At 69.3% G+C, this 23860-nt stretch carries 20 protein-coding genes and 1 pseudogene; 14 read left to right on the top strand and 7 right to left on the bottom strand.

Translation table 11 applies throughout. From position 1 onward, the window contains the following. Positions 1–430: 430 nt before the first annotated feature. Positions 431–1345, bottom strand: a complete 915-nt coding sequence (locus OG452_RS17945) for a LysR family transcriptional regulator (RefSeq protein ID WP_327296595.1) — start codon at positions 1343–1345, stop codon at positions 431–433. Positions 1346–1419: 74 nt separating this feature from the next. On the opposite strand from OG452_RS17945, the gene OG452_RS17940 reads away from it, so the two are divergent. Together OG452_RS17940 and OG452_RS17935 are read left to right on the top strand one after the other, a co-directional pair. Further along, positions 1420–2178: a CTP synthase C-terminal region-related (seleno)protein gene (locus OG452_RS17940; RefSeq protein WP_327296594.1), complete on the top strand. Its 759-nt coding sequence runs from the start codon at positions 1420–1422 to the stop codon at positions 2176–2178. A gap of 97 nt (positions 2179–2275) precedes the next feature. Next, positions 2276–3289 (top strand): DMT family transporter, encoded by a 1014-nt coding sequence (locus OG452_RS17935; protein ID WP_327296593.1) that lies wholly within the window; start codon positions 2276–2278, stop codon positions 3287–3289. Between the two features lie 17 nt (positions 3290–3306). Here the strand turns inward: OG452_RS17935 and OG452_RS17930 are convergent, their stop codons facing one another. The 4 genes from OG452_RS17930 to OG452_RS17915 form a co-directional block, all read right to left on the bottom strand. Further along, positions 3307–4425: a pyridoxal phosphate-dependent aminotransferase gene (locus OG452_RS17930; RefSeq protein WP_327296592.1), complete on the bottom strand. Its 1119-nt coding sequence runs from the start codon at positions 4423–4425 to the stop codon at positions 3307–3309. After that, positions 4422–5402: a diaminopimelate epimerase gene (dapF, locus tag OG452_RS17925; protein WP_327296591.1), complete on the bottom strand. Its 981-nt coding sequence runs from the start codon at positions 5400–5402 to the stop codon at positions 4422–4424. The genes OG452_RS17930 and dapF overlap by 4 nt, the downstream gene beginning before the upstream one ends. A gap of 126 nt (positions 5403–5528) precedes the next feature. Further along, complete coding sequence (locus OG452_RS17920) at positions 5529–6233, bottom strand: 2OG-Fe dioxygenase family protein (RefSeq protein ID WP_266855370.1); 705 nt, start codon at positions 6231–6233, stop codon at positions 5529–5531. Between the two features lie 97 nt (positions 6234–6330). Beyond that, complete coding sequence (locus tag OG452_RS17915) at positions 6331–7224, bottom strand: iron-containing redox enzyme family protein (RefSeq protein WP_266855369.1); 894 nt, start codon at positions 7222–7224, stop codon at positions 6331–6333. A gap of 436 nt (positions 7225–7660) precedes the next feature. Here OG452_RS17915 and OG452_RS17910 point away from each other — a divergent pair, with 436 nt between their 5' ends. The 4 genes and pseudogenes from OG452_RS17910 to OG452_RS17895 all read left to right on the top strand — a co-directional run. After that, complete coding sequence (locus tag OG452_RS17910) at positions 7661–9469, top strand: AfsR/SARP family transcriptional regulator (RefSeq protein WP_327296590.1); 1809 nt, start codon at positions 7661–7663, stop codon at positions 9467–9469. A 7-nt stretch (positions 9470–9476) separates the two neighbouring features. Beyond that, the gene (locus OG452_RS17905) at positions 9477–9716 is read left to right on the top strand and encodes a hypothetical protein (RefSeq protein ID WP_327296589.1); all 240 of its coding nucleotides are present in this window, start codon (positions 9477–9479) and stop codon (positions 9714–9716) included. Between the two features lie 480 nt (positions 9717–10196). Then, positions 10197–12650 (top strand): helicase-associated domain-containing protein, encoded by a 2454-nt coding sequence (locus OG452_RS17900; protein ID WP_327296588.1) that lies wholly within the window; start codon positions 10197–10199, stop codon positions 12648–12650. A 246-nt stretch (positions 12651–12896) separates the two neighbouring features. Beyond that, positions 12897–13178, top strand: a pseudogene (locus OG452_RS17895) (ATP-binding protein); the annotation flags it as partial. An 818-nt stretch (positions 13179–13996) separates the two neighbouring features. Here the strand turns inward: OG452_RS17895 and OG452_RS17890 are convergent. Continuing rightward, positions 13997–14575: a TetR/AcrR family transcriptional regulator gene (locus OG452_RS17890; protein ID WP_327296587.1), complete on the bottom strand. Its 579-nt coding sequence runs from the start codon at positions 14573–14575 to the stop codon at positions 13997–13999. A gap of 94 nt (positions 14576–14669) precedes the next feature. Between OG452_RS17890 and OG452_RS17885 the strand changes: the two genes are divergently transcribed. The 5 genes from OG452_RS17885 to OG452_RS17865 all read left to right on the top strand — a co-directional run bounded on the left by OG452_RS17885 (position 14670) and on the right by OG452_RS17865 (position 19846). Continuing rightward, complete coding sequence (locus OG452_RS17885) at positions 14670–15551, top strand: SDR family oxidoreductase (protein WP_327299678.1); 882 nt, start codon at positions 14670–14672, stop codon at positions 15549–15551. 330 nt (positions 15552–15881) lie between these two features. Further along, positions 15882–17123 (top strand): metallophosphoesterase, encoded by a 1242-nt coding sequence (locus OG452_RS17880; RefSeq protein ID WP_442810044.1) that lies wholly within the window; start codon positions 15882–15884, stop codon positions 17121–17123. Between the two features lie 145 nt (positions 17124–17268). Beyond that, positions 17269–17808: an HAD domain-containing protein gene (locus OG452_RS17875; protein ID WP_327296586.1), complete on the top strand. Its 540-nt coding sequence runs from the start codon at positions 17269–17271 to the stop codon at positions 17806–17808. Between the two features lie 268 nt (positions 17809–18076). Next, positions 18077–18886: an isocitrate lyase/PEP mutase family protein gene (locus OG452_RS17870; RefSeq protein WP_327296585.1), complete on the top strand. Its 810-nt coding sequence runs from the start codon at positions 18077–18079 to the stop codon at positions 18884–18886. Between the two features lie 201 nt (positions 18887–19087). Next, positions 19088–19846: a sensor domain-containing protein gene (locus OG452_RS17865; protein ID WP_327296584.1), complete on the top strand. Its 759-nt coding sequence runs from the start codon at positions 19088–19090 to the stop codon at positions 19844–19846. Positions 19847–19905: 59 nt separating this feature from the next. Here the strand turns inward: OG452_RS17865 and OG452_RS17860 are convergent, their stop codons facing one another. Further along, positions 19906–20325, bottom strand: coding sequence for a VOC family protein (locus tag OG452_RS17860; RefSeq protein WP_327296583.1), 420 nt, complete (start codon positions 20323–20325; stop codon positions 19906–19908). 476 nt (positions 20326–20801) lie between these two features. Between OG452_RS17860 and OG452_RS17855 the strand changes: the two genes are divergently transcribed. The 3 genes from OG452_RS17855 (at position 20802) to OG452_RS17845 (ending at position 23766) form a co-directional block, all read left to right on the top strand. Next, entirely contained in the window at positions 20802–21446 is a 645-nt protein-coding gene (locus OG452_RS17855; protein ID WP_327296582.1) for a TetR/AcrR family transcriptional regulator, read from the top strand. Between the two features lie 85 nt (positions 21447–21531). Further along, the gene (locus tag OG452_RS17850) at positions 21532–23274 is read left to right on the top strand and encodes a M28 family metallopeptidase (RefSeq protein ID WP_327299676.1); all 1743 of its coding nucleotides are present in this window, start codon (positions 21532–21534) and stop codon (positions 23272–23274) included. A 195-nt stretch (positions 23275–23469) separates the two neighbouring features. Further along, positions 23470–23766 carry a type II toxin-antitoxin system VapB family antitoxin gene (locus OG452_RS17845; protein WP_164262735.1) on the top strand — a complete coding sequence of 99 codons (297 nt, stop codon included), beginning with the start codon at positions 23470–23472 and terminating at the stop codon, positions 23764–23766. Positions 23767–23860: the final 94 nt, after the last annotated feature.

Here is a 23860-nt window from a genome sequence, read left to right as displayed (position 1 = left end):
TCGCCAGCTTCAGAAAGGACCAGGTTCTGACCGGAGAGACCGTCCAGATGCGTTCGCGATGCGGTCACTGTGACTTTCGCCGAACGTTCTTCCGCCGCCAGGCCCTCACTCACCCCTGCCGACGGCGGTACTGCCACACTCAACCTTCGATGACACGAACCTATCGATCACCAACCTTCGGTGACAATGCTCAAGGTTCGATGACACGGGACAGCCGGTGCTCGACGTTCACGGCCGCGTGTCCGAAGACATCCACGCCGTGACCATTGAGACGTCGGGACACCTGGACGAACATTTGGAAAGCATGTTGGGGGCAACCCCCTCACAAGTTCGGATCTCGTATCCTCCGCAGGCAGAAGGCCCGGACCGTGCAAACGGTTCGGGCCTTCGTCTTTTCCTGTCCTCCTTCAGCTTCTTTTCCTGTCCTCCTTCAGCTTCGCGGCTGGATCTCGGTGCCGACGGGCTCGGTGAGCGATGCGACCAGGTCGTCCACCACCGGTGGGCCGCCCGTGACGCGCAGGGCCTCGACGCGGTGGGACAGCTCCGGCTGTGTCAGTGGGATGCCGACCAGGTCCTGCCGCCCGGCGAGCGCGAAGCGTGGGAGGAGGCCCAGGCCCTGTCCTCCGGCAAGCAGCTCGGTGTACGTACGCACGTCGTGGCCGTCGTATCGCAGGGCCACCCGCAGATGGGGGCTGTCTCCGACCACGGCGGACAGGTCCGCCAGGGGGGCGCTCACGCCCGGAGCGTCGATCCACCGGGCGTCGATCAGGTCCGCCAGCCGCAGACCCGTGCGGTGTGCCAGGGGGTGGTGGGGCGGCAGGGCCACCACCACCGGCTCCCGGCAGACCGGTGCGCCGTGCAGCCCGGCCACCCTGGGCGGGCGCAGGGGGTCATCGGACAGAGCGAAGCCGTCGACCAGGCCGAGGTCCAGTTCGCCGGTGGCGACGCCCTCGGCGACGGCCTGGCGCGGCAGCGTACGTACCGTCAGCTCGTGCACGCCGACCCGCCGGGCCACCTCACCGATGATGCGCAGTGCGTGTGCCGTGGCCGCCAGTGGACAGATGCCGACGGTCAGCCGCCCGGTGGTTCCGCCCTTCACCCTCTGGACTTCCGCGCGTGCGGCGTCGATGCGCAGGAGGATCGAGGCCACGTGGTCCATCAGCCGGGTACCGGCCTCCGTCGGGCCGACCGGCCGTCGACGGACCAACTCGACGCCCAGCTCCCCTTCCAGTGAGGCGATCTGCTGGGACACCGCGGACTGGGTGTAGCCCAGCTCCCTGGCGGCGTCGGAGAAGGAGCCGTGCGTGATGACGGCCGAGAAGGTCTTGAGCAGGCGTGGGTCCACCAGATCAGCATCACTTATCGAGGAATCAGAAGCTATCGTTTGTCCTTTTGCCATGGCTACTGGATGATTCCGGCGTGCCCACCACCGTCGCACCACACCCCCAGGCCGACCCGGACCTTTCGCGCACCCGGCCCGCCCGGATCGCGCTCGTCGGCGAGCGGTCGGCGGGCGTGCCCGCGCACACCCGCTATGCGCCGATGCTGGAGAGGCTATGGCGCCGCGAACGGCTGTTGGTGGACGCCTACTGGGTGTCGACCGCGCAGCTCGACGGCCCCCGGGACCTGGCCGGGTTCGACGGCATCTGGCTGGTGCCGGGCAGCCCCTACCTGAGCGAGGCCGGAGCGGTGAGCGCTGTGCGCACGGCGCGCGAGCGGGACATCCCCTTGCTGGCGACCTGCGGCGGCTTCCTGCACGTCCTCCTGGAATTCGCCCGCCACGTCTGCGCGCTGGACGGTGCCGCACACGCCGAGAACTCCCCCGGCAGCCCGCTTCCGCTGATCGTGCCGCTGTCGCGCGACCTCGCGGGCCATGAGGGGACCGTCCGCATCGAGCCCGGCTCACTGGCCGAGGAAGCGCTCGGCGCGCGTACGACCGTGGAGCGCTACCAGTGCACGCACGCTCTGGACCCCCGGTACGCCGGCACTCTGCGCGACCACGGGTTGCGCTTCACCGGCCACGACGACGACGGCCACCCCCGCATCGCCGAACTGCCGGGGCACCCGTTCTTCCTGTCCACCCTGTTCCAGCCCGAACTGGCCGACGACACCTCCCGGCCCCATCCCCTGGTGCGCGCCTTCGCCTCGGCGGCGGTCGGGCGCAGCACGGAGACGTGATCGAGGGGCACAGGTCCGCCCCCGTGAAACGCACGACAAGAAACACACGACAAGAAACGCGCGACAAGAAACGCACGGCAAATCGAAAGGACCCGAAGTGGCAAGCTCCGTAGACGCCTTATCCGCTGTACCGGCCAAGTCGTGGGTACCTCAGTTCGTCATCTGCTCGATGATCTGGGGGTCTGGGTTCGCGCTCATCAAGATCGGTGTCGAAGCCGGTATCGAACCGGGTTGGGTCGCCTTCTGGCGGTGCTTCTTCGGAGCACTGGTGCTGTGGGGCCTGGTACTGGTGCGGCGGCTGGGGGTGCCGCGTGACCTGCGAGTATGGGGGCACGCCCTGGTGGTGGGGACGGTGCTCAATGCCTTCCCCTTCACCCTGTTCGCCTGGGGCGAGAAGTACATCACCTCCGTCACGGCCGGGGTGTGGAACTCCACCATTCCCCTGTTCACCCTGGTCTGGGTAGTGGTCATGCTGCCGGACGAGAAACCGACCCTGCGGCGGCTGCTCGGCATCGCCACCGGCCTGGTCGGCGCCCTGGTGGTGCTCGGCGTGTGGTCGGGCGGGCAGTCCTCGCTGATGAAGGGGAGTGTGATCTGCCTGGTCGCCACCGCCTCGTACGGGCTGGGCTACACCTACACCCGCCGGTTCCTGTCCGGCGGAGATATCCCCGCGATCACCCTGACCGCCATCCAGGTCAGCTGGGCGGCCCTCGAACTCGCTGTGTGCGCACCGATGTTGAGCGGCACACCACACTGGGCCGGGACGGGGCCGATGGCCGGCATGGTGGTGCTCGGCGCCGTGGGCACCGGGCTCGCGTACATGTGGAACCTGTCGGTGATCCGCGCCGTCGGCTCGACGGTCGCCTCCACGGTTGCGTATCTGACCCCGCTGTGGGCGGCGATCGTCGGGGTGTTCTTCCTGAACGAGTCGCTGGGCTGGAACACCGTGGTGGGCGCGGTGCTGATCGTCAGTGGCGTACTGCTGACCCGCACCGCGCCGTCACGTCCGGTGGCCGGGGCCGGAGCCGGGACCGCGGACGAAGCCGAAGCCGTACCCCGGCCACCCGAGGAGGAGAAGGAAGAGGAGACCGGCCAACCGGCGCGATCCTGAGGGAGGCCGGTACGCCCTCAACCGCCGGACGGCCTGTCCCCGCCGGACGGCCCGTCCGGCAGCAGTACGGTGTCCAGCCGCCGCAGGCCCTCGGTCACCGTGTCGACCTCGCGGGCGAAGCCGAGCCGGAAGCCTTCGTCTGAGCCCATGGTCTCCCCGGGGGTCAGCAACAGACCGGCCTCCAGCGCCCGGCGGCACAGCGCCAAGGAGGTCTCGCCGGTACGCAGTTGTATCCAGGCGAAGGGCGTGCCCTGTGGCGGCGCCAGCCGGACGGCATCCGGGTGGCGGGCCGCCCACTCCTCGACGAGCCGCAGGCCCGGGGCGCACAGCCGGTGGTACTCCCGCGCGTAGTCCTCGTGCCGGTCCAGCGCCGAGCAGGCCAGGGCCTCGCACAGCACGGAGTTGGCGATCGAGGTGAGGAACTTGCGCTCCGCGCAGGCTTCCGCCACCTGCGGCGCGCCGTACACCCAGCCTGTGCGCAGACCCGGCAGGCCGTAGGTCTTGGACAGACCGGAGACCGAGATCACCCGGTCCTGGCCGACGGCCGGGGAGCGCGACAGATCGATCGCGTACTCCTCGTCGACCAGCAGATAGGCGTCCCGCTCAGCCACCAGCGCCACCAGCGCCCGAAGTTCCTCCTCCTCGACCCGGCGGCCTGTGGGGTTGCAGGGCGAGTTCAGCGCGATCAGCCGCAGGTTCTCACCGGCCGCCGCGGTCACGGCGGCGGCGTCCACGGACAGATCCGGTCCGTACGGCAGGACCGTCACGCTCGCGCCGAGCCGGGGCGGCAGGTCCAGCAGCGGCTGCCATCCGGGGTTGAACGCGATCACCTCGTCGCCGGGCCGCAGCAGCACGTCGAACAACAGGAACAGCGCCTCCTGCGCGCCGTGCGTGACGGTGACCGACTCCGGCCGGCCGCCGTACAGTCCGGCGATCCGGTCGCGCAGTTCCGTGGTGCCCCGGTCGGTCCCGTAGCCGAGCTCAAGGTCCGCGGGGACGCTCAGGTCGGACAGTCTGCGGCTCGGTACGTAGCTGTTGCCGAGGTCGATGTCGTAGCGCCCGGCGGAGTCGACGAACGTCCAACGGGCGATGGAGTAGAACGGCTTCGCGGCGATGCCGGCGTCGAGGGACGTCATGCGGCAGTCCCCTGCCCGGCCGGGGCACCGGCGGTCGGCCTGCTGGTGTCCGTGTCCGGTGCGGGCGGGCCTGTTACCGGCGTGTCCGGTGCGGCCGTGTCCAGTGCGGCGGGCAGTCCGAGACGGGCGCGGAGTCGCGGTGCCAGGAATCCGGCCGCGACCTGCTCCGAAGCGCCGGACAGGGTGACCGCGCCCTGCGCGTCGATGGCGGTCTCGAAGGCGCCGCCGGGCATCCGCACCCGTACCGCGGGGTCCACCAGGCCCAGGGCATGAGCGGCGCTGGCCGCGGCGCAGGCGCTGCTGCCGGAGGCCAGAGCGTAGCCCGCGCCGCGCTCCCAGATCTCGATCTCCACCGTCTCGCGGTCGAGCACGCGCATGAACTGCACGTTGGTCCGCTCGGGGAAGGCCGGATGGCCCGCGATCAGCGGCCCCACCTCATGTGCCAGCGCGGCGGACACTTCGGGGAGCGGGACGACGGTGTGCGGGTTGCCGTTGTTCAGACAGATCACCTGGAGCTGTCGCCCTGCCACGTCCAGCGGCCGGGCCACGACGGGGCCGGGCAGGTCCTGCGCCGGAATGTCCGCCGCCTCGAAGGTGGGGCGGCCCATCTCCACCCGGGCGATGCCCTCGTCGAGGTCCTCGATCCGCACCGCGGTGTCGCCCGCGAGCGTACGGATGACGACGTCCCGCGCTCCCTGGTGGTACTGGTAAAGGTAGAGGGCGAATATTCGCAGTCCGTTGGCGCTCCTGCCACAGACGCTGCCGTCGGAGTTGAAGGCGCGCAGGACGACCGGCTCGCCATCTCTCACCGCGCCGACCGGTCCCAGCAGGACCCCGTCAGCACCGATGCCGAAGTGCCGGTCGCACAGCAGGCGGGCGGCCTGCGCGGTGGACGGCAACTCCAGCAGGTCGATCCGCTGCGGATCGATGACCAAGTAGTCGTTGCCCAGTGCTTGGTACTTCACGAAGTCGTACATGTGCCACCTGCTTCCGGGAGTCGTGACGGTGCCCGACCGGTCGCCCGACCGCTCGGGGGTCGTACACCGACGAGAGATGCTCGTACGGTGTGCGACCCCCGGCGGTCCGGACCCAGAACCGCGCCCCTACATCCCCGACGGCTCCGGCACGTCGTCCAGGGCCGCCTCGTCGTGCTGGTCGCCGTACCACTTCTCGCTCCAGCGGGAGAAGGCGACGATGAGGATGTCGCGGTGCCCCGGACCGCCGTCGGCGGAGAGCACGTCCGTGACGTCGTGTGCGAGCGCCCGGTCGTCGAGCAGCACAGCCTGACCGGCATCCAGGGTGCCGGCCCAGAACGGCTCCTCCGCGCCGGGCTCCCACAGCCGGGTCAGACCGCCCCCGACGTTGTTGCGCCGCAGGACGGCGATCATGACGAATTCGTGCCCGTCGTGGTGCACGCCCTCCGGCGTCAGCGGGCCGGGCTTCTCACCGGTGGCCCGGGTGCGGTTCTGATGGACGTTGATCTGCCATTCGTCCTTGGTGTCCAGGGGGAACCCCTCGGCCCCGGCCCGGATGAGAGGCGTGAAATCCACCTCGATCGGCAGATACCCCCGGCGGATACCACCGGCGACGTTATTGAACTTCTTGAACGTGGTGTAGTCCCGGTGCGGCAGGAGTTCAAAACCCCAACCGGCACTCTCCGTGAAGCTCATGCGGTACTGCGAGAACCGTTTGTACCGGGTGCCGTTGCCCATGTACTCGTCTACCGGGCAGTTGTCATAGCTGGCCAGCACATTCGGCTGGACCGCCGGGATGTCGATGATCGAGAAACGCTGGTCGGTCAGTGGCATATGACTCGCCTTTCATTCCGTGAGGCTTGTTCCACGAGGTGCTTCCGGCCGGGTCCGGGTGCAGGCCCGCGTCCGGCGGACGGGGCTCCGCGCCACGTCATCCGGTGACGAGCGCGGTGGTCTCCGCGGCGACGCGGTCCTCCGCCTTCTCACCGGCCACCCGTCCGGGCACCTCGGCCAGCCGTTCGTCCAGATAGCGCGCCGAGGAGTTGAGCCGCCACAACGCCCCGCGGGCGATTCCCAGTCGCATGTACTCCGACGGCGCGGCCGGTTTCACGATGTTGTGGAACCAGCCCGCGGCGTGCTGGGAGTCGATGGTGATGTGCAGACGGTGGTAGACGATTCCCACGTCCGGCAGGCCGAGTCGTTCCCACGCGCTCACCACCTGCACGAAGCGGTCCGGCACCAGCCATTCCGTCATGCCCAGGAAACCGACGGCCTCCGGATACCGGTGCCGGTACCGGCTGAGGAGCACTGCGAGATTTCCACTCAGGAGTGCGGTGGCGGTCAGCGTCTCCTCCAGCTCCGTCTCGGACACCTCGAACACGTCGAATATCTGGTTGAAGAGAGTGGTGTGGACCTCTTCGGGCTTTCCATTCCCCATCTCGTCCCAGAAGTTGGACGCGATCTCCATCTTCGCGGCACCGCTGGTGCCCACCTGCATCAGAGCCAGCAGGTCGTCGAACCGACCGTCGACCACGGACTCCTGGATCATGTACGTGCGCACGTCCGCCGCGGTGGCGTGGTTGCGGATGAAGTCCGTGTAGTACGGGTGCTTGAAAACGCGGTGCTGCCTGGCCTGCCCCTTGAGCCAGGAAAGGAACTCACCGGGGTCGGAGGGCAGGCCCTCCAGGAGCGCGGCGTCCAGCTGCCGGTCCTCGCCGAGCAGCGTCGCCTGCTCCAGCAGCCGGGTCACCTCATGGACCGCGAGCGAGCCCTCTGCTGTCTCCGCATCCGGGATACGCGTGATCAGGTGGTAGATACGGGACAACAGGAGCTGTTGGTGATAAAAGCTCTCCGGATCTCCGGACAAGGCATTTTCGTTCAGCTCGGCAACTGCCGCCCTTATCCTGTCACGTTCCGATCCTGTGAATTGTCGATCCACCTCGTCGGCGGGCCTTGACAACCAGTCGGAGATCTCCTTGACCAGCATGGATGAGTCGTACACGCCCACTCCTTCGTTTTCCTGCGTGAGGTTCCTGAGGGCACCTGCGGCAATTCTCGGCCACTCGGCCGTTGCCGTTACAGAATGACCGAGAAACAACTTGCATCGAACGCGGACCTCGTCCGCACAAAGAATCTCAGGCAACTGTGGCGTCTCAGTGGCTGGACGGTGGCGCCAGCGCCTGGCAGCATGAATTTGCTCGGCCTCCTATGCGCCAATAAAAAGCCCGCTCCGCGCCGCACAGCGGCACAGGGGCCCGTAGATGGGACGCGAGATGGTGACGCAGGAAAGCAACCTAAGCTTCCAATTACTTGGGCCATTGCGTGTGCTGCGCGGGGAGCGAGAAGTGCCCGTACCGGCGGCGAAGTTAAGAATCTTACTGGCGTCGATGCTGCTGCGTGCCAATCAAACGGTTTCCATGGATGAATTGGCCGCATATCTATGGGGTGAAAATCCACCCGAAGGCGCCCATACGACGCTGCGCTCCTATGTCATGAGATTGCGCCGGATACTGAGCCCATCCTCCGACGAGCGGCTGGAGCCGATCCGTACCCTTCCGGGCGGCTATCTCATGACCGCGGACGACTCCCAGCTGGACCTGCTGCGTTTCCGCAGCACGCTGACAATGGCCCAGCGCATGGCTGCCGACCGGGACCACCGAAGGGAAAGCGCACTGCTGCGCGAGGCGCTGGGCCTGTGGCGGGGGCCCGCACTGTCGAATGTGCCCTCGGACGTCCTGCACCGCGATTTCGTCCCGGGGCTCACCGAACGCCGCTACTGCGCGCTGGAGCAGCGCATCGACCTCGATCTGGAACGCGGGGCGCATCGCGAGGTCGTCGTCGAACTCCGCGACGAGGTGCGCACGTGCCCGTGGCGGGAGCACTTCTGGGCACAGCTGATGCTGGCGCTCTACCGGCAGGGCCGCCAGGCCGAAGCACTCGACGCGTTCCGGCAGGTCAGCGAACGGCTGCGGGGTGAGCTCGGAATTGCCGTCGGTTCGGAACTCAGGCTTCTGCACCAGCAGATCCTCACCAACGACCCGACGCTGAACCTGCCCCTCCGCTCCACCTCGACGACACTCGCGGCGAAGGCCCGTGTCGCTGTTCCCGACGAACTCCCCCCGGGTACAGGCGACTTCATCGGGCGTCAGGAGGAGCTGAGCCAACTGCGCGACCTGCTGTCGCAGCGGGTGTCCCGGACGACGGTCTGCGTGGTGGACGGTCTGGCGGGCATAGGCAAGACCGCCTTCGCGGTGCACCTCGCCCATCAGCTCGCCCCCCGCTTTCCGGACGGCCAGCTCTTCGTCGACCTCCGGGGTTTCGCGCAGCCCAAGCGCCCCGTCGAACCGGCCACCGCGTTGGAACTCGTACTGCGTTCACTGAGTGTGCCGGGCTCTGAGATACCGCCGCACGAGCGCGCACGCGCGGCGCTCTTCCGCAGTCTGACGCGGGACCGGCGGATGCTGCTGGTACTGGATGACGCAGCGGACGAGGCGCAGGTCCAGCCGCTGCTGCCGACCGCGCCCGGCTGCCGGGTCATCGTCACCAGCCGCCGACGACTGGCCCGCCTGGACCAGGCGCGGCTGCTGACCCTGGACGTACTGGACCAGGCCGAGGCCGCCCAACTGCTGACTGCTGTCGTCGGTCCGCACCGCGTCGAAGCCGAGCCCGTCCAGCTGGTCGAATCGGTCGTCCATCACTGCGGACACCTGCCTCTGGCTGTCAAACTCGCCGGTGCCTGGCTGCGGGGCCACCCGGGCCGGAGCCTGAACCAGCTGGCGGAGCGCCTCTCCTCGGGCCGTTCCATCGACGCCTACGGAGTCGCCCCGTCCCTCCAGCTCTCCTATCTGCGCCTGTCCGTCCCGCAGCGGCGCATGCTGCGCGTCCTAGGGCTGCGCCAGGTCCCCGACATCGACGTTCAGACCGCCGCGACCCTCGCCGGCGTCACACCCCGCGAGGCCGAGACCTACATGGAGAGCCTCGCCGACGCCAACCTCCTCCAGGAGCCGGTCCCCGGCCGTTACTTCCTGCACAACCTGGTCCGGGCCTTCGCCGCAGGCCAGACAGCCTGAGGAGCCAGTGAGGGCGACAGGCGCCCGCCGCAACGAGTTCCTGCTGCTGCGCTGGATCGGCACGACCGGCCGACAGCTACGGGCGATACTGCGCGAGGAGACGCTGCCGGCGGTGGCGCTGGGCACGGGAGTGGCGTACGCGACGCTCTCGGCCAATGCCACGCGGATGACTTTCCGCCCCGTACGCCCCGCCGCTCACGTACCTGACGCTCCTGCAGGCGTACGCCACGGTTCGGCAATCATGTAGCCGCTGGCCGCGCCGCAGGTCAGGACGCCAGTCGGCGGGCGTGGTCGGTGAGCCATGCGGGGGCAACTATTTCGGCGTTGCCGTTGAGCAAGTCGGCCGCGCAGGTCAGGACGTCCCCGCACCTCCCCGAACCCCAGACGAACATTTGGAAAGCGTGTTGGGGGGCAGCCCCTCACGAGTTCGAATCTCGTATCCTCCGCAGGCGCCTGAACAGGCGAAACGAGAAGCCGAGCTGCGATCGCAGCTCGGCTTCTCGGCGTGCACTGATTGCATCTCCAATTGCCTTTACAAGTACCCATTTCGGTCATTTCTTCGACCTGCGGCCCCTCTCGCGCGACAGGGCTGGGGCGGCCCACGAGCCGCTGGCACCCACCGAGAGGGAACCTGTCCCTCATGCAGCATCCTCGGATCACGGGGATACGCCATCCTTGAACCGACCCCGCTGTTTGAAGCTCCCTGGCCCGACGAGGTGTACGCCGCATGAAGTCCCCATCAACGCTGGCTACATGGCTCGGCAGCCTCGACGCCTCTCGTCTGGCGCGCGTGCTCGGGGCACGGCCGGACGCCGTGTCCCTTCCGGAGCCGCGCTCGGTGGGAGAACTGGCAGATCGCCTTCAACGCCCGGGATCGGTGGCACTGGTCCTGCCGCGGCTCGCCCTGCCGCACCTCCAAGTGGCCGAGGCGCTGGCAGCGCTGGGGGCGCCCACATCGCGCGATGACCTGGTAGAGCTGCTGGGCGCAGGGGAGGGCGCGACCACGCGCGAACTGGACGCCGTGCTGGAGGTGCTGGCCGATCACGCTCTCGTCTGGCCGGACAGCGCGGGGCGGCTCCGAATGACCGGACCGCTGCGGCAGACGTGGGACGCGCCCCTGGGGCTGGATGCTCCGGTGGAAGGACTGCTGGCGGGCACAACCTCCGACGAACTGCGCGGCATACTGGTGACACTGGGCGTCAAGCCGCCAGGCACCAAGCCGCAGCGTCTGGCCGCCCTGGTGGAGCACCACAGCGACTCGGAGCAGATCGCCTCCATGCTCGCGAAGGCCCCTGCGGCAGCACGGAAACTACTCGAACGCCGAGCGCAGGGTGAGCCGGGGCAGCCACAGTTCGTCATGTTCGGAACTCCCGGACCCGACCTCGAACCAGGCGCCCGATGGGCGCTGGACCGGGGGCTGCTGATCCAGGACCGTCACCGATTCGGCCGGGCCCGTATGCCCGCCGAGGTGGCACGCGCGCTGCGCGGACCCGACTGGCACGCTCCATTCACTCCTGTACCTCCTTCCGCGCGACTGGCATCCGTCACTCCGGCAGAGGTGGATCGCGAAGCATCGGCCGCGGCACCGGCCTTCGTATCCGATGCCGCCTCGGTCCTGATGGCCTGCTCGGCAACTCCACCGGCCCGGCTGAAGTCCGGCGGGATCGGCGCCCGTGAACTGGCCCGGATCTGCAAGACCACCCAGACCGATGACGCTGTCGTCCGCCTCACTCTCGAGGCCGCGTACGCGGCTGGGCTCCTGGGCCGGGACGGCAATCGCATGGCACCCACCGATGCTTACGATGCCTGGGCGCAACAGGAACCGTCGGAGCAGTTCGCCGTACTGCTTCAGGCATGGCGGGACCTGCCGCTCTCCCCCACCCGAGCCCGCGACGAGGACAACAAGGCGCTCCCCGCACTCGTCGGCGCACCGCCCTGCAACGGCTGTCTACAGGCCCGCGACGGGCTGTTGGCCGCAGCCGCACAGCTCCCAACAGGACAAGGTGTGAGGGCCGTCTCGGATCTGGGGCCCCTCATCGCCTGGCATCGCCCGCTCGCCGACTGGGCGCCGCAGGACGGAATGCCGTTCGCCGGCGTGATCCATGAGGCCGAACTGCTCGGCGTACTCGCGCGCGGAGCCCTGTCCTCCCTTGGCGTCATCCTGAGGGCCGGCGACATGGAGGTGCTGCGCATCGAGTGCCGCCGGTTGCTGCCCCCAGCCACCGCCACGGCCCGGATCGGCGCCGACCTGACCGCCGTCGTCACTGGTACGCCCACCACACAGCTCGCCGCACTGCTTGACTCTGTCGCCGAGCGGGAAACCAGCGGCAGGGCATCGGTGTGGCGGTTCAGCGCCGGCAGCATCCGCCGGGCCCTGGACGCCGGCTGTATCCCCGGCGACATCACGGCCGACCTGACCGCTGTCGCCACCGGGCCCCTGCCGCAGCCGCTGTCGTATCTGATCGCCGACACCGCGCGCGGCCACGGACGCATCCGTATCGCCCCCGCCGCCTGCGTCATCCACGGCGAGGAGCCCACGCTCCTGGCCGAGCTCGCCGCCCACCGAGGGCTCGCCAAGCTCGGACTACGGCAGCTGGCTCCGACTGTGCTGGTCAGCCGCAGCTCGATCGACACGACCCTCGGCGCGCTCCGAGCCCACGGATACGCTCCTGTCGCCGAGGCTGCCGACGGCACGGTAAGCATCGAGAAAACCCGGCCGCGGCGGGCCGCTCCCGTTCCGGCTCCGCGGGGCGCCGGCGCGAGGGACAGAGCCCGAATCGCTGCGACACGCACGGAGGTACCCGCCGCCGACCCGACCGCCTTGGCCACGCAACTGCTGGCCGCCCCGTCGACATCCCCCACTCTCGGCTTCGCTCGAGCGGGAGGACCCCCATCCGAACCCGCGCCGTTCGACGGAGGAACGCCCTTCGCGACGGACACTGAGGAGATCGTCGCAGGATGGGCGAAGCGCCTGCCGTACAGCGACGTCCGTCAGCTCGCCCACGCCATCGATGCCGGCCAGGCCATCACCGTCGAGTATGTCGCCACCTCGGGCAACCGGACGGTGCGCACCCTCAGCCGCCTCATGCTCGACCCGCCCTACCTCGAAGCCTGGTGCCACCTGCGGGATGCAGAGCGCGTTTTCACCCTTTCCCGCGTCCACGGCGTCATGCCGGAGTGAAAAGGAAGATGTATCGATAGGAATAGTGTCTTTACCGATACCACCGTCCACGGGCGGTTTGCCATGCGACGCTTCATCGGGCGGGATCACGCTGCACATGCTCGGCAACGCCTTAGGGCTGTCCCGCAATTCCCGGCGGGCGCGCGACGACAGCTACGGCACCTCGCCGCGTTGCCGGAACGTCCACATACATCCAGTATGCGGACGTCCCTCCGCCTTGCGATGCACCGCATCTGACGCCGCGCGCTGATCCACCAGGAATTGCGGGACAGCCCTTTGCAGGCGGTTCACGATGCCGTCGGGTCGACGAAACCAGGCCGGTGCATCCTCATCCGCGGTCGGCGGCGCGTCGGCAAGTCCAGCCTCGTCGAGGAGTTCCTCCGGCGCACCGAGACGCCACACTGCTTCTTCACCGCGGCAGGCGGTACGGCGGAGGACGAACTGACCGAACTGCTCGATACTGTCGCCCGGTCCACCTTGCCGGAGCGGGGACTCTACTCGGAGGAAGCCCCGGACCAGTGGAACGCGCTCGGTGAAGTAGCCGAAGAGGCTGGTGACGGCTTCGGCGGCGACGAGCGGGTCGCCCAGCGCGTTGGCCTCGACGATGACGTGGGTCCAGCCGTCGAAGTGGGCGCGGTCGTGTTCGGGGACGCCGAGATAGCGGCCGACGACGTAGCTGGGCAACGGTCTGAAGAGTTCGGCGACGATGTCGCAGTTGCCGCCGAGATCGGCGATGTGGTCCAGGCGGGACCGGACGAAGGCGCGGACGTGCGGCTCGATGTCGGCGACCCGGCGCGGGGTGTAGCCGCGGGTGACCAACCGGCGGAACTCGGTGTGCTCGGGCGGGTCCAGCATCACCATCGGGGCGGCGTCGGTGATGCCGAGGCGTTCGCGCTCGCCGTAGGTGATCGTCAGGCCGTCGGCGGAGGAGTAGCGGTCCGTGTCGCGGGCGGCGGCGAGCACCTCCGCGTAGCGGGTCAGGACCCAGTAGTCGCCGTCGGTGACGTAGTGGAGGGGGTGCGCGTCGCGCAGTGTCGCGTACATCTCCCACGGCGAGCGCCAGCTCTCGCCGGCGCACGGAGCGAACGGAGCCTGATGAGATGCGGTCATGCCGGGAGGGTGCGGGCGGCGCCTGCAAGAGTCAATGGCGCCTGCGGAGCGACGCCCTGGAGGGATCCTCCCGGGCGGAGAGGATCCCTGGACGAATCCTCTCCGCCCGGGGAAGAGCCCTGGACGAATCCTCCGGACGGGGAAGCTCCCGCGGCACACGCCGCAGAACATAGCCACGGCGCGCCCGTGCCGGCACATCAGCTCTCCGCCGATGAGCGCCTGAGGTTTTTGGCCTGTCAGCCCAGCGACGCGCTCGCCGCGCGCAGTTCGTCCAGGGCCGCCAGGGTGTATCCGGTGAGCTCGTCCTTGGCATCACGGTCGCCATCGGACCATGCGGCGAAGCCTCGTTTGAAGGCGAGGACGCCCAGCTCACCCGCGAGAGCCGCAGTCGGATCGGGTACGCCGCGGGCGACCAGAGCCGTTGTCATCGCGGCCGCGAGGCTGACGCCCTTGAGGGCGTCACGCTCCTGGAGTTCGGCGCTGGCGGCGACGGCCGCCTTCAGCCGGGGGGCGAGCTCGCGGTTCATGGGGCCCATCGCTGCCGAAGCTCGCTCAAGACCGGCAGCGACCGCCCCCAGCGGACTCGCGTTACCGGGCGCCTCGGCTATCCCCTCGGTCAGCAGCCGGCTCAGCGCCTCCTGCCCGGCCACCAGCAGTTCGCGCTTATCGGGGAAGTGCCGGAAGAAAGTGCTTTTGGTGACGCCGGCGCGCTCGGCGATCTGCGCGACCGTCGTGCCGTCGTACCCCTGCTCGGTGAACAGGTCGACAGCAGCCACGACGAGACGTTCGCGCGCCCCTGGTTCCCATCGGCTCATGGATCCATCATAGGTGACGGGACTCTTGTCCCATCCCTCCAGTAGAGTGACGGGACAGGAGTCCCATCACTTGAGGGAGAGTTCCATGAGTCCCATGCGCGTCTTTGTCACCGGTGGCACCGGTCTGATCGGATCCGCCGTCGTCGCCGAACTGCTCGGGAACGGCCACACGGTCCTCGCACTCGCCCGCTCCGACGCGTCCGCGCTCGCCGCCGACGCCGCCGGCGCCGAGCCGCTGCGGGGAGCTCTCGCCGATCTGGACGTCCTCCGCGCCGGCGTCGCCCAGGCCGACGGGGTGATCCACCTGGCATTCGCCAATGACTTCAGCAGCCCCGACGCCCTCGCCAACGCGGTCGCCGAGGAGAGCGCCGCCATCGCGGCCCTCGGCGAGGAACTCATCGGCAGCGACCGTCCCTTCGTCACCGTCTCGGGTACGCCCTCCGTACCGGGCCGCGTCTCCACCGAGGCCGACCCACTGTCGACCGAAGGGGTGGTCGGTGGCCGTGGTCGCGCGGTCACGGCGGCCCTGGGCCTGGCCTCGCGCGGTGTCCGGAGCGCGGCCGTACGTCTGCCGCGCACGGTTCACAACCAGGGCACGGGCGGGTTCGCCGGGATGCTGACCGGCATCGCCCGCCGGACCGGAGTGTCCGGCTACCCGGGGGACGGCGCCCAGCGCTGGCCGGCCGTGCACGCGCTCGACGCGGCAGTCCTCTTCCGGCTCGCCCTGGAACATGCGGAATCCGGTACCTCCTGGCACGCCGTGGCCGACGAGGGAGACCAGGTGCGTGACATCGCCGCGGTCATCGGCCGACAGCTGAATATGCCGGTCGAGTCGGTGCCGTCGGAGACCTACGGCCCTCTCGGTGAGGTGTTCGCGAGCGACCAGCCCTCGTCCAGCGCCCACACCCGGAAGGCGCTCGGCTGGGAGCCGAAGCACCCCGGCCTTCTGGAGGACCTGGCGAACATCCGGCCCTGACCAGCAGAGGAAGACAGGGGAGACAAGACCGGGGAGGAAGACCGGACCGGCCCGCGGTCGGCACCAACCCAACACCAGGGCCTGCACGGAAACGGGGCGCTCCCCCATTCCCTGGGACGCCGTGTGCCGGATGATGGAGACCGACGGTGGGGCAGCGGATACGGGACAGCTGGTATGAGGGGCGGCGCAGTGGCAGACAGCGAATCCAACCGGGGCGGATCCATTCGGAGCGGATCCACCCCGGGCGAATCCATCGGGAGCGGATCCAACCGGAGCGAATCCAACCGGTCGGAGTCGGACCTTGGTCCGGCCGGTGGGGCGTCGGAGTCCGTGGTGGCCGTTTCCCGATCCGAGACCGAGGCCGGGTCGGCGCCCGAGCCGGGTGCCCAGGGCGCGAGCGCGAACCCCCAGCGGTCCCTGCGCCGACGGCTGGGCGGGGCCGTTGTCCTCCTCGTCCTCGCGGTGCTGTTCTTCCTGCCCTGGTGGACGCTGTTCGCGTCCGGTGTCGACTGGCCGTTCCCGGTTACCCTGGCCGGCACGCTCGTCTTCGCCGCCTGGCTGGTCGTCTTCCCCTTCTTGATGGTCGCGGGCCACGGGCAACGGCGGGCCGACCGGGCGGCTCGCGTCGCGGACAGCACCCTCGGGGTGATCTGGGTGCTGTTCACCTGGTCCGTGCTGGGCGGCCTGGTGCACCTCGTACTGATCGGGCTCGACGTCGGCGGCGCCGACCGGGCCAGGATCGTCGCCGTGGCCGTCGCCGTGGTCTCGGCCGGGCTGCTGGTGTGGGGGCACCATGAGGCCATGCGCGTCCCCCGGGTAAGGCGGCTGGAAGTCCACGTCCCGCGGCTCGGGGCCGGTCTGGACGGGACTCATGTCGTCGTGCTGGCCGACACCCACTATGGGCCGATCGACCGGGCCGGCTGGTCGGCGCGGGTCGCCGAGGCGGTCAACGCGCTCGACGCGGACGTCGTGGTCCACGCCGGCGACATCGCCGACGGCACACCCACCCAGCGCCGTGAGCAGTCCGCCCCGCTCGGGACGATCCGGTCACGGCTGGCGAAGGTCTACGTCACGGGGAACCACGAGTACTTCGGGGAAGCACAGGGCTGGCTGGACCGCATGGCGGAACTGGGCTGGGAACCGCTGCACAACACCCATGTCGTAGTGGAGCGCGGCGGGGACTCGCTCGTACTCGCGGGCGTGGACGACGTGACAGCTGAGTCCTCCGGGCTGGCCGGGCACCGTACGAACCTGGCCGGTGCGCTCGCCGGGGCAGACCCGGACCAGCCGGTCCTGCTCGTCGCCCACCAGCCCAAGTACGTCCGACAGGCGGCTGCCGCCGGCATCGACCTGCAGGTTTCCGGGCACACCCATGGCGGCCAGATCTGGCCGTTCAACTTCCTCGTCCGGATCGACCAGCCGGTGGTGCACGGCCTGAGCCGGCACGGGGAGCGGACCCAGCTGTACACCAGCCGGGGCGCCGGCTTCTGGGGGCCGCCCTTCCGGGTGTTCGCGCCGAGCGAGATCACACTGCTCACCCTGCGGTCGCGTGGCGGTCCGGCCACTGCATAGCGCCCCGGAGCCACGATCGCGGACAGCACGGCGAGCACGGATGTCGACGAGAGTCGACCGGTTCTGGTTCTGGTTTTGATTCCAGTTCCAGTTCTGGTTCTGGTTCTGGTTCTGGATAGTCCTGTACGGCCGTTACGGTGCAGCCGTGACCGGTTCCCCGCTGCGGCTGCGGCCTCTCCTCTTCCTGGATGTCGACGGGGCGCTCATCCCCTTCGGGGCGACACCGGAGCAGTATCCGGACGGCTACCCGACCTACATGCGGCAGGAAGTCGGAGCGCATCCGCTGCTGGCCAGGGTCAACCCCACGCTCGGGCCCAGGCTGATGGCGCTGCCGTGCGAGCTGGTCTGGGTCACCACCTGGGAGACCGAGGCCAACAAATATCTCGCCCCGCTCCTGGGCCTGCCACAGCTCCCCGTAGTCACCTGGCCGGAGCCGTCCCGCGCCTCCCGCGAGGACGAGCGCGGCGGGCTCCACTGGAAGACTCGTGCCCTTGTCGACTGGTCCGACGGCCGCCCCTTCGCATGGCTCGACGACGAGAACACCGACACCGACCGGGCCTGGACGGAGGCCCACCACCCCGCCCGAACCCTCCTCCGCCGCGTCGACCCCCGACAGGGCCTCACCGACGCGGACTTCGCCGCTCTCGATGAGTGGCTGCGCGCAGGCGACGTTTCCCGCCCCTGACAGACCGGCGTACGGCGGATCTCACCAGTACCGCGGCAGCAGGCCGGATCCGCTGCGTCCACAGCCCGCGGCCGACGTCCCTGCGGCTCCCCGGGATGGACCGAGGGACGAGGGGTCGGAGAACCGGCGGTTCGACGGGCGCTGAACAGCCAGGGGCCTACGGTGGAAACAACCCGTACCGCGCCTCGCCCACAACCACCCACATCCGCCTACACCTCCCTCCGCACCCCGCACCCCGCACCCCGCACCCGGCGTAAGGAAGCGTCCGATGAACCCCTTCGAAGAGTTCCGCGCCCTGCACCAGCCCACCACCGAGGGGCCGCTCGTACTGCCCAACGCCTGGGACCATGCCTCCGCCGCCGCGCTCGCCGAGGCCGGGTTCCGCGCCATCGGGACGACCAGTCTCGGGGTAGCGGCAGCGGCGGGAAAGCCGGACGCGACCGGCGACGCCCGCGCGGAGACCGTTCAGCTCGCGCTGGGACTCGTCCGGCTTGACGCCCTCATCAGCGTGGACATCGAAGGCGGATTCAGCACCGACCCGGACGAAGTAGGTCGGCTTGCAGCCAAGTTGGCGGACGCGGGCGTCGTCGGAGTCAACATCGAGGACGGGCGGGCCGACGGCACGCTCGCAGATAAGGACCTGCAGTGCGAGGTCATCCGGGCGGTGAAGGACGCGGCGCCCCAGCTCTTCGTGAACGCCCGTACGGACACCTACTGGCTCCCGGGGCACACGGAAGAGACCGCGCGCCGAGCGGATGCCTACCAACGCGCGGGCGCCGACGGCCTGTTCGTCCCGGGTCTCCAGGACGGACATGCCATCAGCGCGCTGATCCGGGACCTCGCCGTTCCGCTCAACATCCTGGTGTCGCCCGGCGGGCCCTCCGCCGAAGGGCTCGCCGCGCTGGGGGTGGGCCGGATCAGCTGCGGTTCCCTGCTGTTCCGCGCGGCCCTGCACGCAGCGGTCAACACCGCCAGGGCCGTGGCGGACAGCACAGCGCTCCCCGCCGGGACCTCCGGCATCCCTTCGTACGCGGCGGCGCATGCCCTCTCCGAACGATTCGACAGAACCGACAACTGAGGCGAGCGGCCCGCCCAACTGAACGGAGTCGTTGGGCTTCCGGCCCGCTGCGGCCGCCGAGATCCGCTGTGGCCCGCTGCGATGGGGGTGCTGGCACCACCCCCAAGAGGGCAGTTCGCACCATCCCGCTGGGCACCTGGATCCGGGATCGTCAAGGGCATCAGGACGGCACGTCCCGACCGCGATGATCCGAGGACCACGATGAGCACCAGCACCCTTCCGTACGCGACGAAGACCACCCCACCCGTCACCCCACCCGTCAACCCCGACGGCACAGGCGGCACAGGCGGCACAGGCGGCACAGGCGGCACAGGCGGCACAGGATTCTGGCGGGCGCCCTTCTCCTCCCGGACGTTCCGGGAGGTCGGATACACCTTCACGTCACTGCCGGTCGCCATCGTCGGATTCGCCTTCGCGGTGGCGATGTTCTCGCTGAGCGCGGGCCTGGCGGTGACGGTGCTCGGACTGCCGGTGGCCGCCACCATGCTTGCCGGGGCACGGGCGCTCGGAACCGCCGAGCGGGGCCGGGCCCGAAGACAGCTCGGTCTGGAGGTCGCCGCCCCCGCCCCCGTCCGGGCCTCGGCGCACTCCGGCCGGTGGCCCGCACTGCTGACCCGCCTGAGAGACGCTGCGGGATGGAAAGCGCTGCTGTTTCAGGTCCTCGTGTTCCCGTGGCGGGTGGCGAGCTTCGTCCTCTCGCTGACCTTCCTGGTCACCGGCTGGACAGTAGCGCTCTATCCGGCCTACCAATGGGTCTTTCCGCACTACGTGGGCTGGCCCGGCTACCGGCTGTACGACTACACGTCCAACGGCGTGCACCACCAGCACTACCTCACGTCACCGCTCCAGATAGGCGCGTTTTCCCTGCTGGGCCTGGTGCTCGTCGTCCTCACCCCGCAGCTCGTACGAGGCCTGACAAACGTCGACCGCGCAGCGATCCGTGCCCTGCTCGGCAAGTGACGCTGCCCGACCGGTCGCGCCACTCAGCGCCGGCCGGCCCTGCCAATGGCTCTGTTCCGTCAGGCGTCCTGCGGGTACCAGCGCAGTTCGACGGTGTTCCCGTCCGGGTCACGCACGTAAACCGACTGGGCGCGTCCCCGGGCGCCGAACCGCTCACCGGGGCCGTCCACCACGGTGAACTCAGCCAACTCTCCCGCCTCAATGGCCTGTCGCCAGTCGAGCGGCTCGACGACCAGACAGATGTGGTCGACATTGGCACCACCGACTACCCGGCCCGGTCCGTTCCCAGAGCTCTCCGGCGCACGGACGATATCGATGATCGTCTCAGGACTGACCCGTACGGACGGAAAGGGCACTTTCCCCGCACGCCACTCCTCCACCCTGACTGGTTCGAGACCGAGCGGGCCGCAGTAGAACTCAAGAGAGCGCTCGACATCGGCGACGCTGAGGACAAGGTGGTCGAAGCCAGTCACACGCACGGGAACTCCTTCTCATGACGGCCCATGAACGGCATCTCATGAACTCCATCTCGCCTGGTGTGCCCCTCTTTCCACTCAACATAGTGCGCACCGGGCAAGCGGATCAGCGACCGCTCCGCGCCACTCGATTGACCTCCGCACTGCCCAAGGCATGCTCGCCTGACCCCCGTTACCCGGCCACTGCAACCACCGTCTGCGCCACACTCTCGAGCTGGTCACATGATGGAGGGGAATCACCCGTGCAGAAACAGACAGAGCCAGGAAATAGCTGCATACATCTACCGAATGGACCGGCATCCCCCATACCTGCCGTGTGAAATCACTGCGAGCGACGAGAAATCAGCGACTGCGAAATCCTGACGCGCGCCGAATGAGTCCACTGCCGCGACGCCAACAGACCGGTAAGTACTAACAGACCGCCGTTTCGGTATGAAGAGAGGGCGACCGCTTTCCCGCTCTCGTATGCTGACCGAGTCATGCCATCAGAGAGTTTCCTCCGGGCCCGCAGACCGGAGCAGAAGCAGCAGCGGCGCGAGAGCATTCTCGCGGCCGCCCGCCGTCTTGCACTGGAACACGGGGTACGGCGGGTAACCCTGGGCAGCGTCGCCGACGCCGTGGGGCTCGCCAAGTCCAATGTCATCCGGTATTTCGGGACCCGCGAAGAGATCTTCCTGGTGCTCGCTGCAGAGGACTGGCAGGAATGGCGGAATGAGGTGGTCGCGCGGCTGGACGCGGGTGAGGAGGCCATCGGCGCGCTCGCCGAGAGCCTCGCCGAACGGCCGCTCTTCTGCGATCTTCTCAGCCAGACCGCGACGATCCTGGAACACAACATCTCGCTCGAAGCAGCTCGTACCTTCAAGCACACCGTGCTCGCCGCCATCTCCTCGCTCAGCGCCCAGATCGCGCGAGCCCGCCCCGGGCTGACCGAACACGAGTGCACCGACCTGGTGTCGACCGCCGGTGCTCTCGCCGGCACCCTCTACCCGATGGCCACCCCGTCGCCCGTACTGGCCGAGCTGTACGCCCAGGAGCCACAACTCGCAGCCGTCCGCCCCGCACTGCTCCCGACGTTGCGGCGCACCCTGACCGCGCTGGCCGCCGGGCTGCCCGCCGTGCGCTGAAGCCCCCTCTACCGGCACCCGAACGCCACACCGGCGTTCGTGGTGCGCGGTCGCGCGGAAAAGATCCCGGGTGACCACGACACGCATCAGCGCAACACACCGCACCGCCGGCGCCATCGCCGCCTCCGCAGCCCTGGCCTCCCTGGCCCTGGCCTCCCTGGCCCTGGCCCCTCTGGCTCTGGCCTCGACAGCCGCGCCCGCCACCGCGGCCCCGCACCCCGTACGCCCCGATCCGGCAAGGCAAGCCGCACAGCTGTCCCGGGAGCTGGTACGGGCGTCGTCCGCGCGGGGCGCCTACCGGCAGCTGCTGAAGTTCCAGTCGCTCGCCGACGCACACCACTCCACGCGCGCCGCCGGGACGCCCGGCCACGACGCGTCGGCCCAGTACGTCCACGACACCCTGCGGAAGGCCGGCTACCGGGTCTCGTACCAGCCCTTCCCCATCACCTACATCGAGACCCGGGCCGAGAAACTGGCCGTCGTCACGCCCGCCCCGCGCGAACTTGCGGTCTCGGCGCTCTCGTACACCAGGTCCACCCCGGCGGGCGGGACCACGGCCGCACTCGCCGTCGTACCGGTGGACACCACCACGGGGTGCGAGCCGGCCGACTACGCCGCGGGGGCGTTCACCGGCAAGATCGCGCTGATCCGCCGTGGCGGCTGCACGTTCACCCAGAAGCAGAAGGCGGCGGCCGGTGCGGGTGCGGTGGCGGCGCTCATCTCCAACAACACCGTGGGCACGCTGTCAGGCACCCTCGATTCCCCCAAGGGCGTGAAGATCCCCACCGGCGCCATCTCTCAGGCCGACGGCGCAGCGCTGGCAGCCCAAGCGAACCGCGCCGCTGCCCGACCGCACACCAATCCCAAGCCCAACCACGGCCCCAGCCCAAACCCCGACACCACCCCCAACACCAAAGCGGTGACCGTCTCACTGGAGATCCGTCAGCTTCAGGAGCGGCGCACCACCCGCAACGTCATCGCCGAGACCAGGGGCGGCGACCCGGCCCACACCGTGATGCTCGGCGCCCACCTGGACTCGGTCACGGCCGGACCCGGCATCAACGACGACGGTTCCGGCTCGGCCGGCCTCATCGAGGTCGCCCAGCAGCTCGCCGGCACCCGCCGTCAGCCCGCAAACAAGGTGCGGTTCGCGTGGTGGTCGGCGGAGGAGCTGGGGCTGCGCGGCTCCGAGGCGTACGTCAAGAGCCTCACCGCCCCGCAGCGGAAACAGCTCGCCCTCTACCTGAACTTCGACATGATCGCCTCACCGAACTACGCCCAGCTCGTCTACGACGGCGACGACTCGGATACCAAGGGCGCCGGGCCGGGTCCGGCAGGGTCCGGTCCGCTGGAGAAGGGGATCACCGGCTTTCTGGACCGCAGACATGTGCCGCATGAGGGCACGGACTTCGACGGCCGTTCCGACTACGGCCCGTTCATCGCTGCGGGCATCCCCTCGGGCGGCACCTTCACCGGCGCGGAGGAGATCAAGACCGCCGCACAGGCCAGGAAGTTCGGCGGGAAGGCGGGAGTCGCGCTCGACGCCTGCTATCACCTGGCGTGCGACACCCTGAAGAACATCAACATGAAGGCGTTCGGCATCAACATCGCCGTCATGGCCGACGCCGTGGGGACGTACGCATCCGACGTGCGTTCCCTGACACGGCACACGGGCACCGCGCATCGGGCGTCCGCACCGCGCACCGCAAGCGCCGGCCACGAAAGGCCCGCACCGCGCACGCACCAGCCCCCTGGGAGCCCGCACCGCGCGCACACCCGGCCGCCTGAGAGCCGTCACGGAACGGTCGGCCAGCGCCTCCCGGACTGAGTGCACCAAGTGCAGGAACAGTGAAGGCAAGGTGCCCATCCGCAATCTTGGCCACAGGGTCACCGGAGGGAGTGGTTCCGATCCTGGTTCACTCCCGATTCACTCCCGATATGTCACCAGATAAGAGCTTTGGGCCGCGATGCCGCCGCCCCACCGTGGCTGCGCCCGGAGGCGCTTCCCCGGTAGGCTTTCCGTGTGATCTTCAAGCGCATCGGAAGCGGACGCCCGTACCCCGACCACGGCAGGGAATCCACCCGCCAGTGGGCGGATGTAGCGCCGCGCCCGGTCCGGCTGGACCAGCTCGTGACCACCAAGGGCCAGCTGGACCTGGAAACGCTGCTCGCGGAGGACTCCACGTTCTACGGGGATCTCTTCGCGCACGTAGTGAAGTGGCAGGGCGACCTCTATCTGGAGGACGGACTGCACCGGGCGGTACGAGCCGCACTCCAGCAGCGGCAGGTCCTGCACGCGCGCGTTCTCGACATGGGCTGACGACTCACAGACGAGCGGGGCCAGGCCCTCCGGGGCCAAGCCTGCGGGACCAGCCCCTCGGGACCTGGCCCTCTGACGGTGCGCAGACTCCGGC

The organism is Streptomyces sp. NBC_01197 (assembly GCF_036010505.1).
Classification (GTDB): Bacteria; Actinomycetota; Actinomycetes; order Streptomycetales; family Streptomycetaceae; genus Streptomyces.
The sequence above is the reverse complement of the archived record's forward strand: the minus strand, read 5'-3'. Positions and strand labels throughout refer to the sequence as shown.

Coding starts and splice junctions, on each gene's coding strand:
- OG452_RS17865 (WP_327296584.1), top strand. CDS start 19,088: ATGAGCACCAGCACCCTTCCGTACGCGACGAAGACCACCCCACCCGTC.
- OG452_RS17930 (WP_327296592.1), bottom strand. CDS start 4,425: ATGACGTCCCTCGACGCCGGCATCGCCGCGAAGCCGTTCTACTCCATC.
- dapF (WP_327296591.1), bottom strand. CDS start 5,402: ATGTACGACTTCGTGAAGTACCAAGCACTGGGCAACGACTACTTGGTC.
- OG452_RS17890 (WP_327296587.1), bottom strand. CDS start 14,575: ATGAGCCGATGGGAACCAGGGGCGCGCGAACGTCTCGTCGTGGCTGCT.
- OG452_RS17885 (WP_327299678.1), top strand. CDS start 14,670: ATGCGCGTCTTTGTCACCGGTGGCACCGGTCTGATCGGATCCGCCGTC.
- OG452_RS17855 (WP_327296582.1), top strand. CDS start 20,802: ATGCCATCAGAGAGTTTCCTCCGGGCCCGCAGACCGGAGCAGAAGCAG.
- OG452_RS17900 (WP_327296588.1), top strand. CDS start 10,197: ATGAAGTCCCCATCAACGCTGGCTACATGGCTCGGCAGCCTCGACGCC.
- OG452_RS17870 (WP_327296585.1), top strand. CDS start 18,077: ATGAACCCCTTCGAAGAGTTCCGCGCCCTGCACCAGCCCACCACCGAG.
- OG452_RS17910 (WP_327296590.1), top strand. CDS start 7,661: ATGGGACGCGAGATGGTGACGCAGGAAAGCAACCTAAGCTTCCAATTA.
- OG452_RS17920 (WP_266855370.1), bottom strand. CDS start 6,233: ATGCCACTGACCGACCAGCGTTTCTCGATCATCGACATCCCGGCGGTC.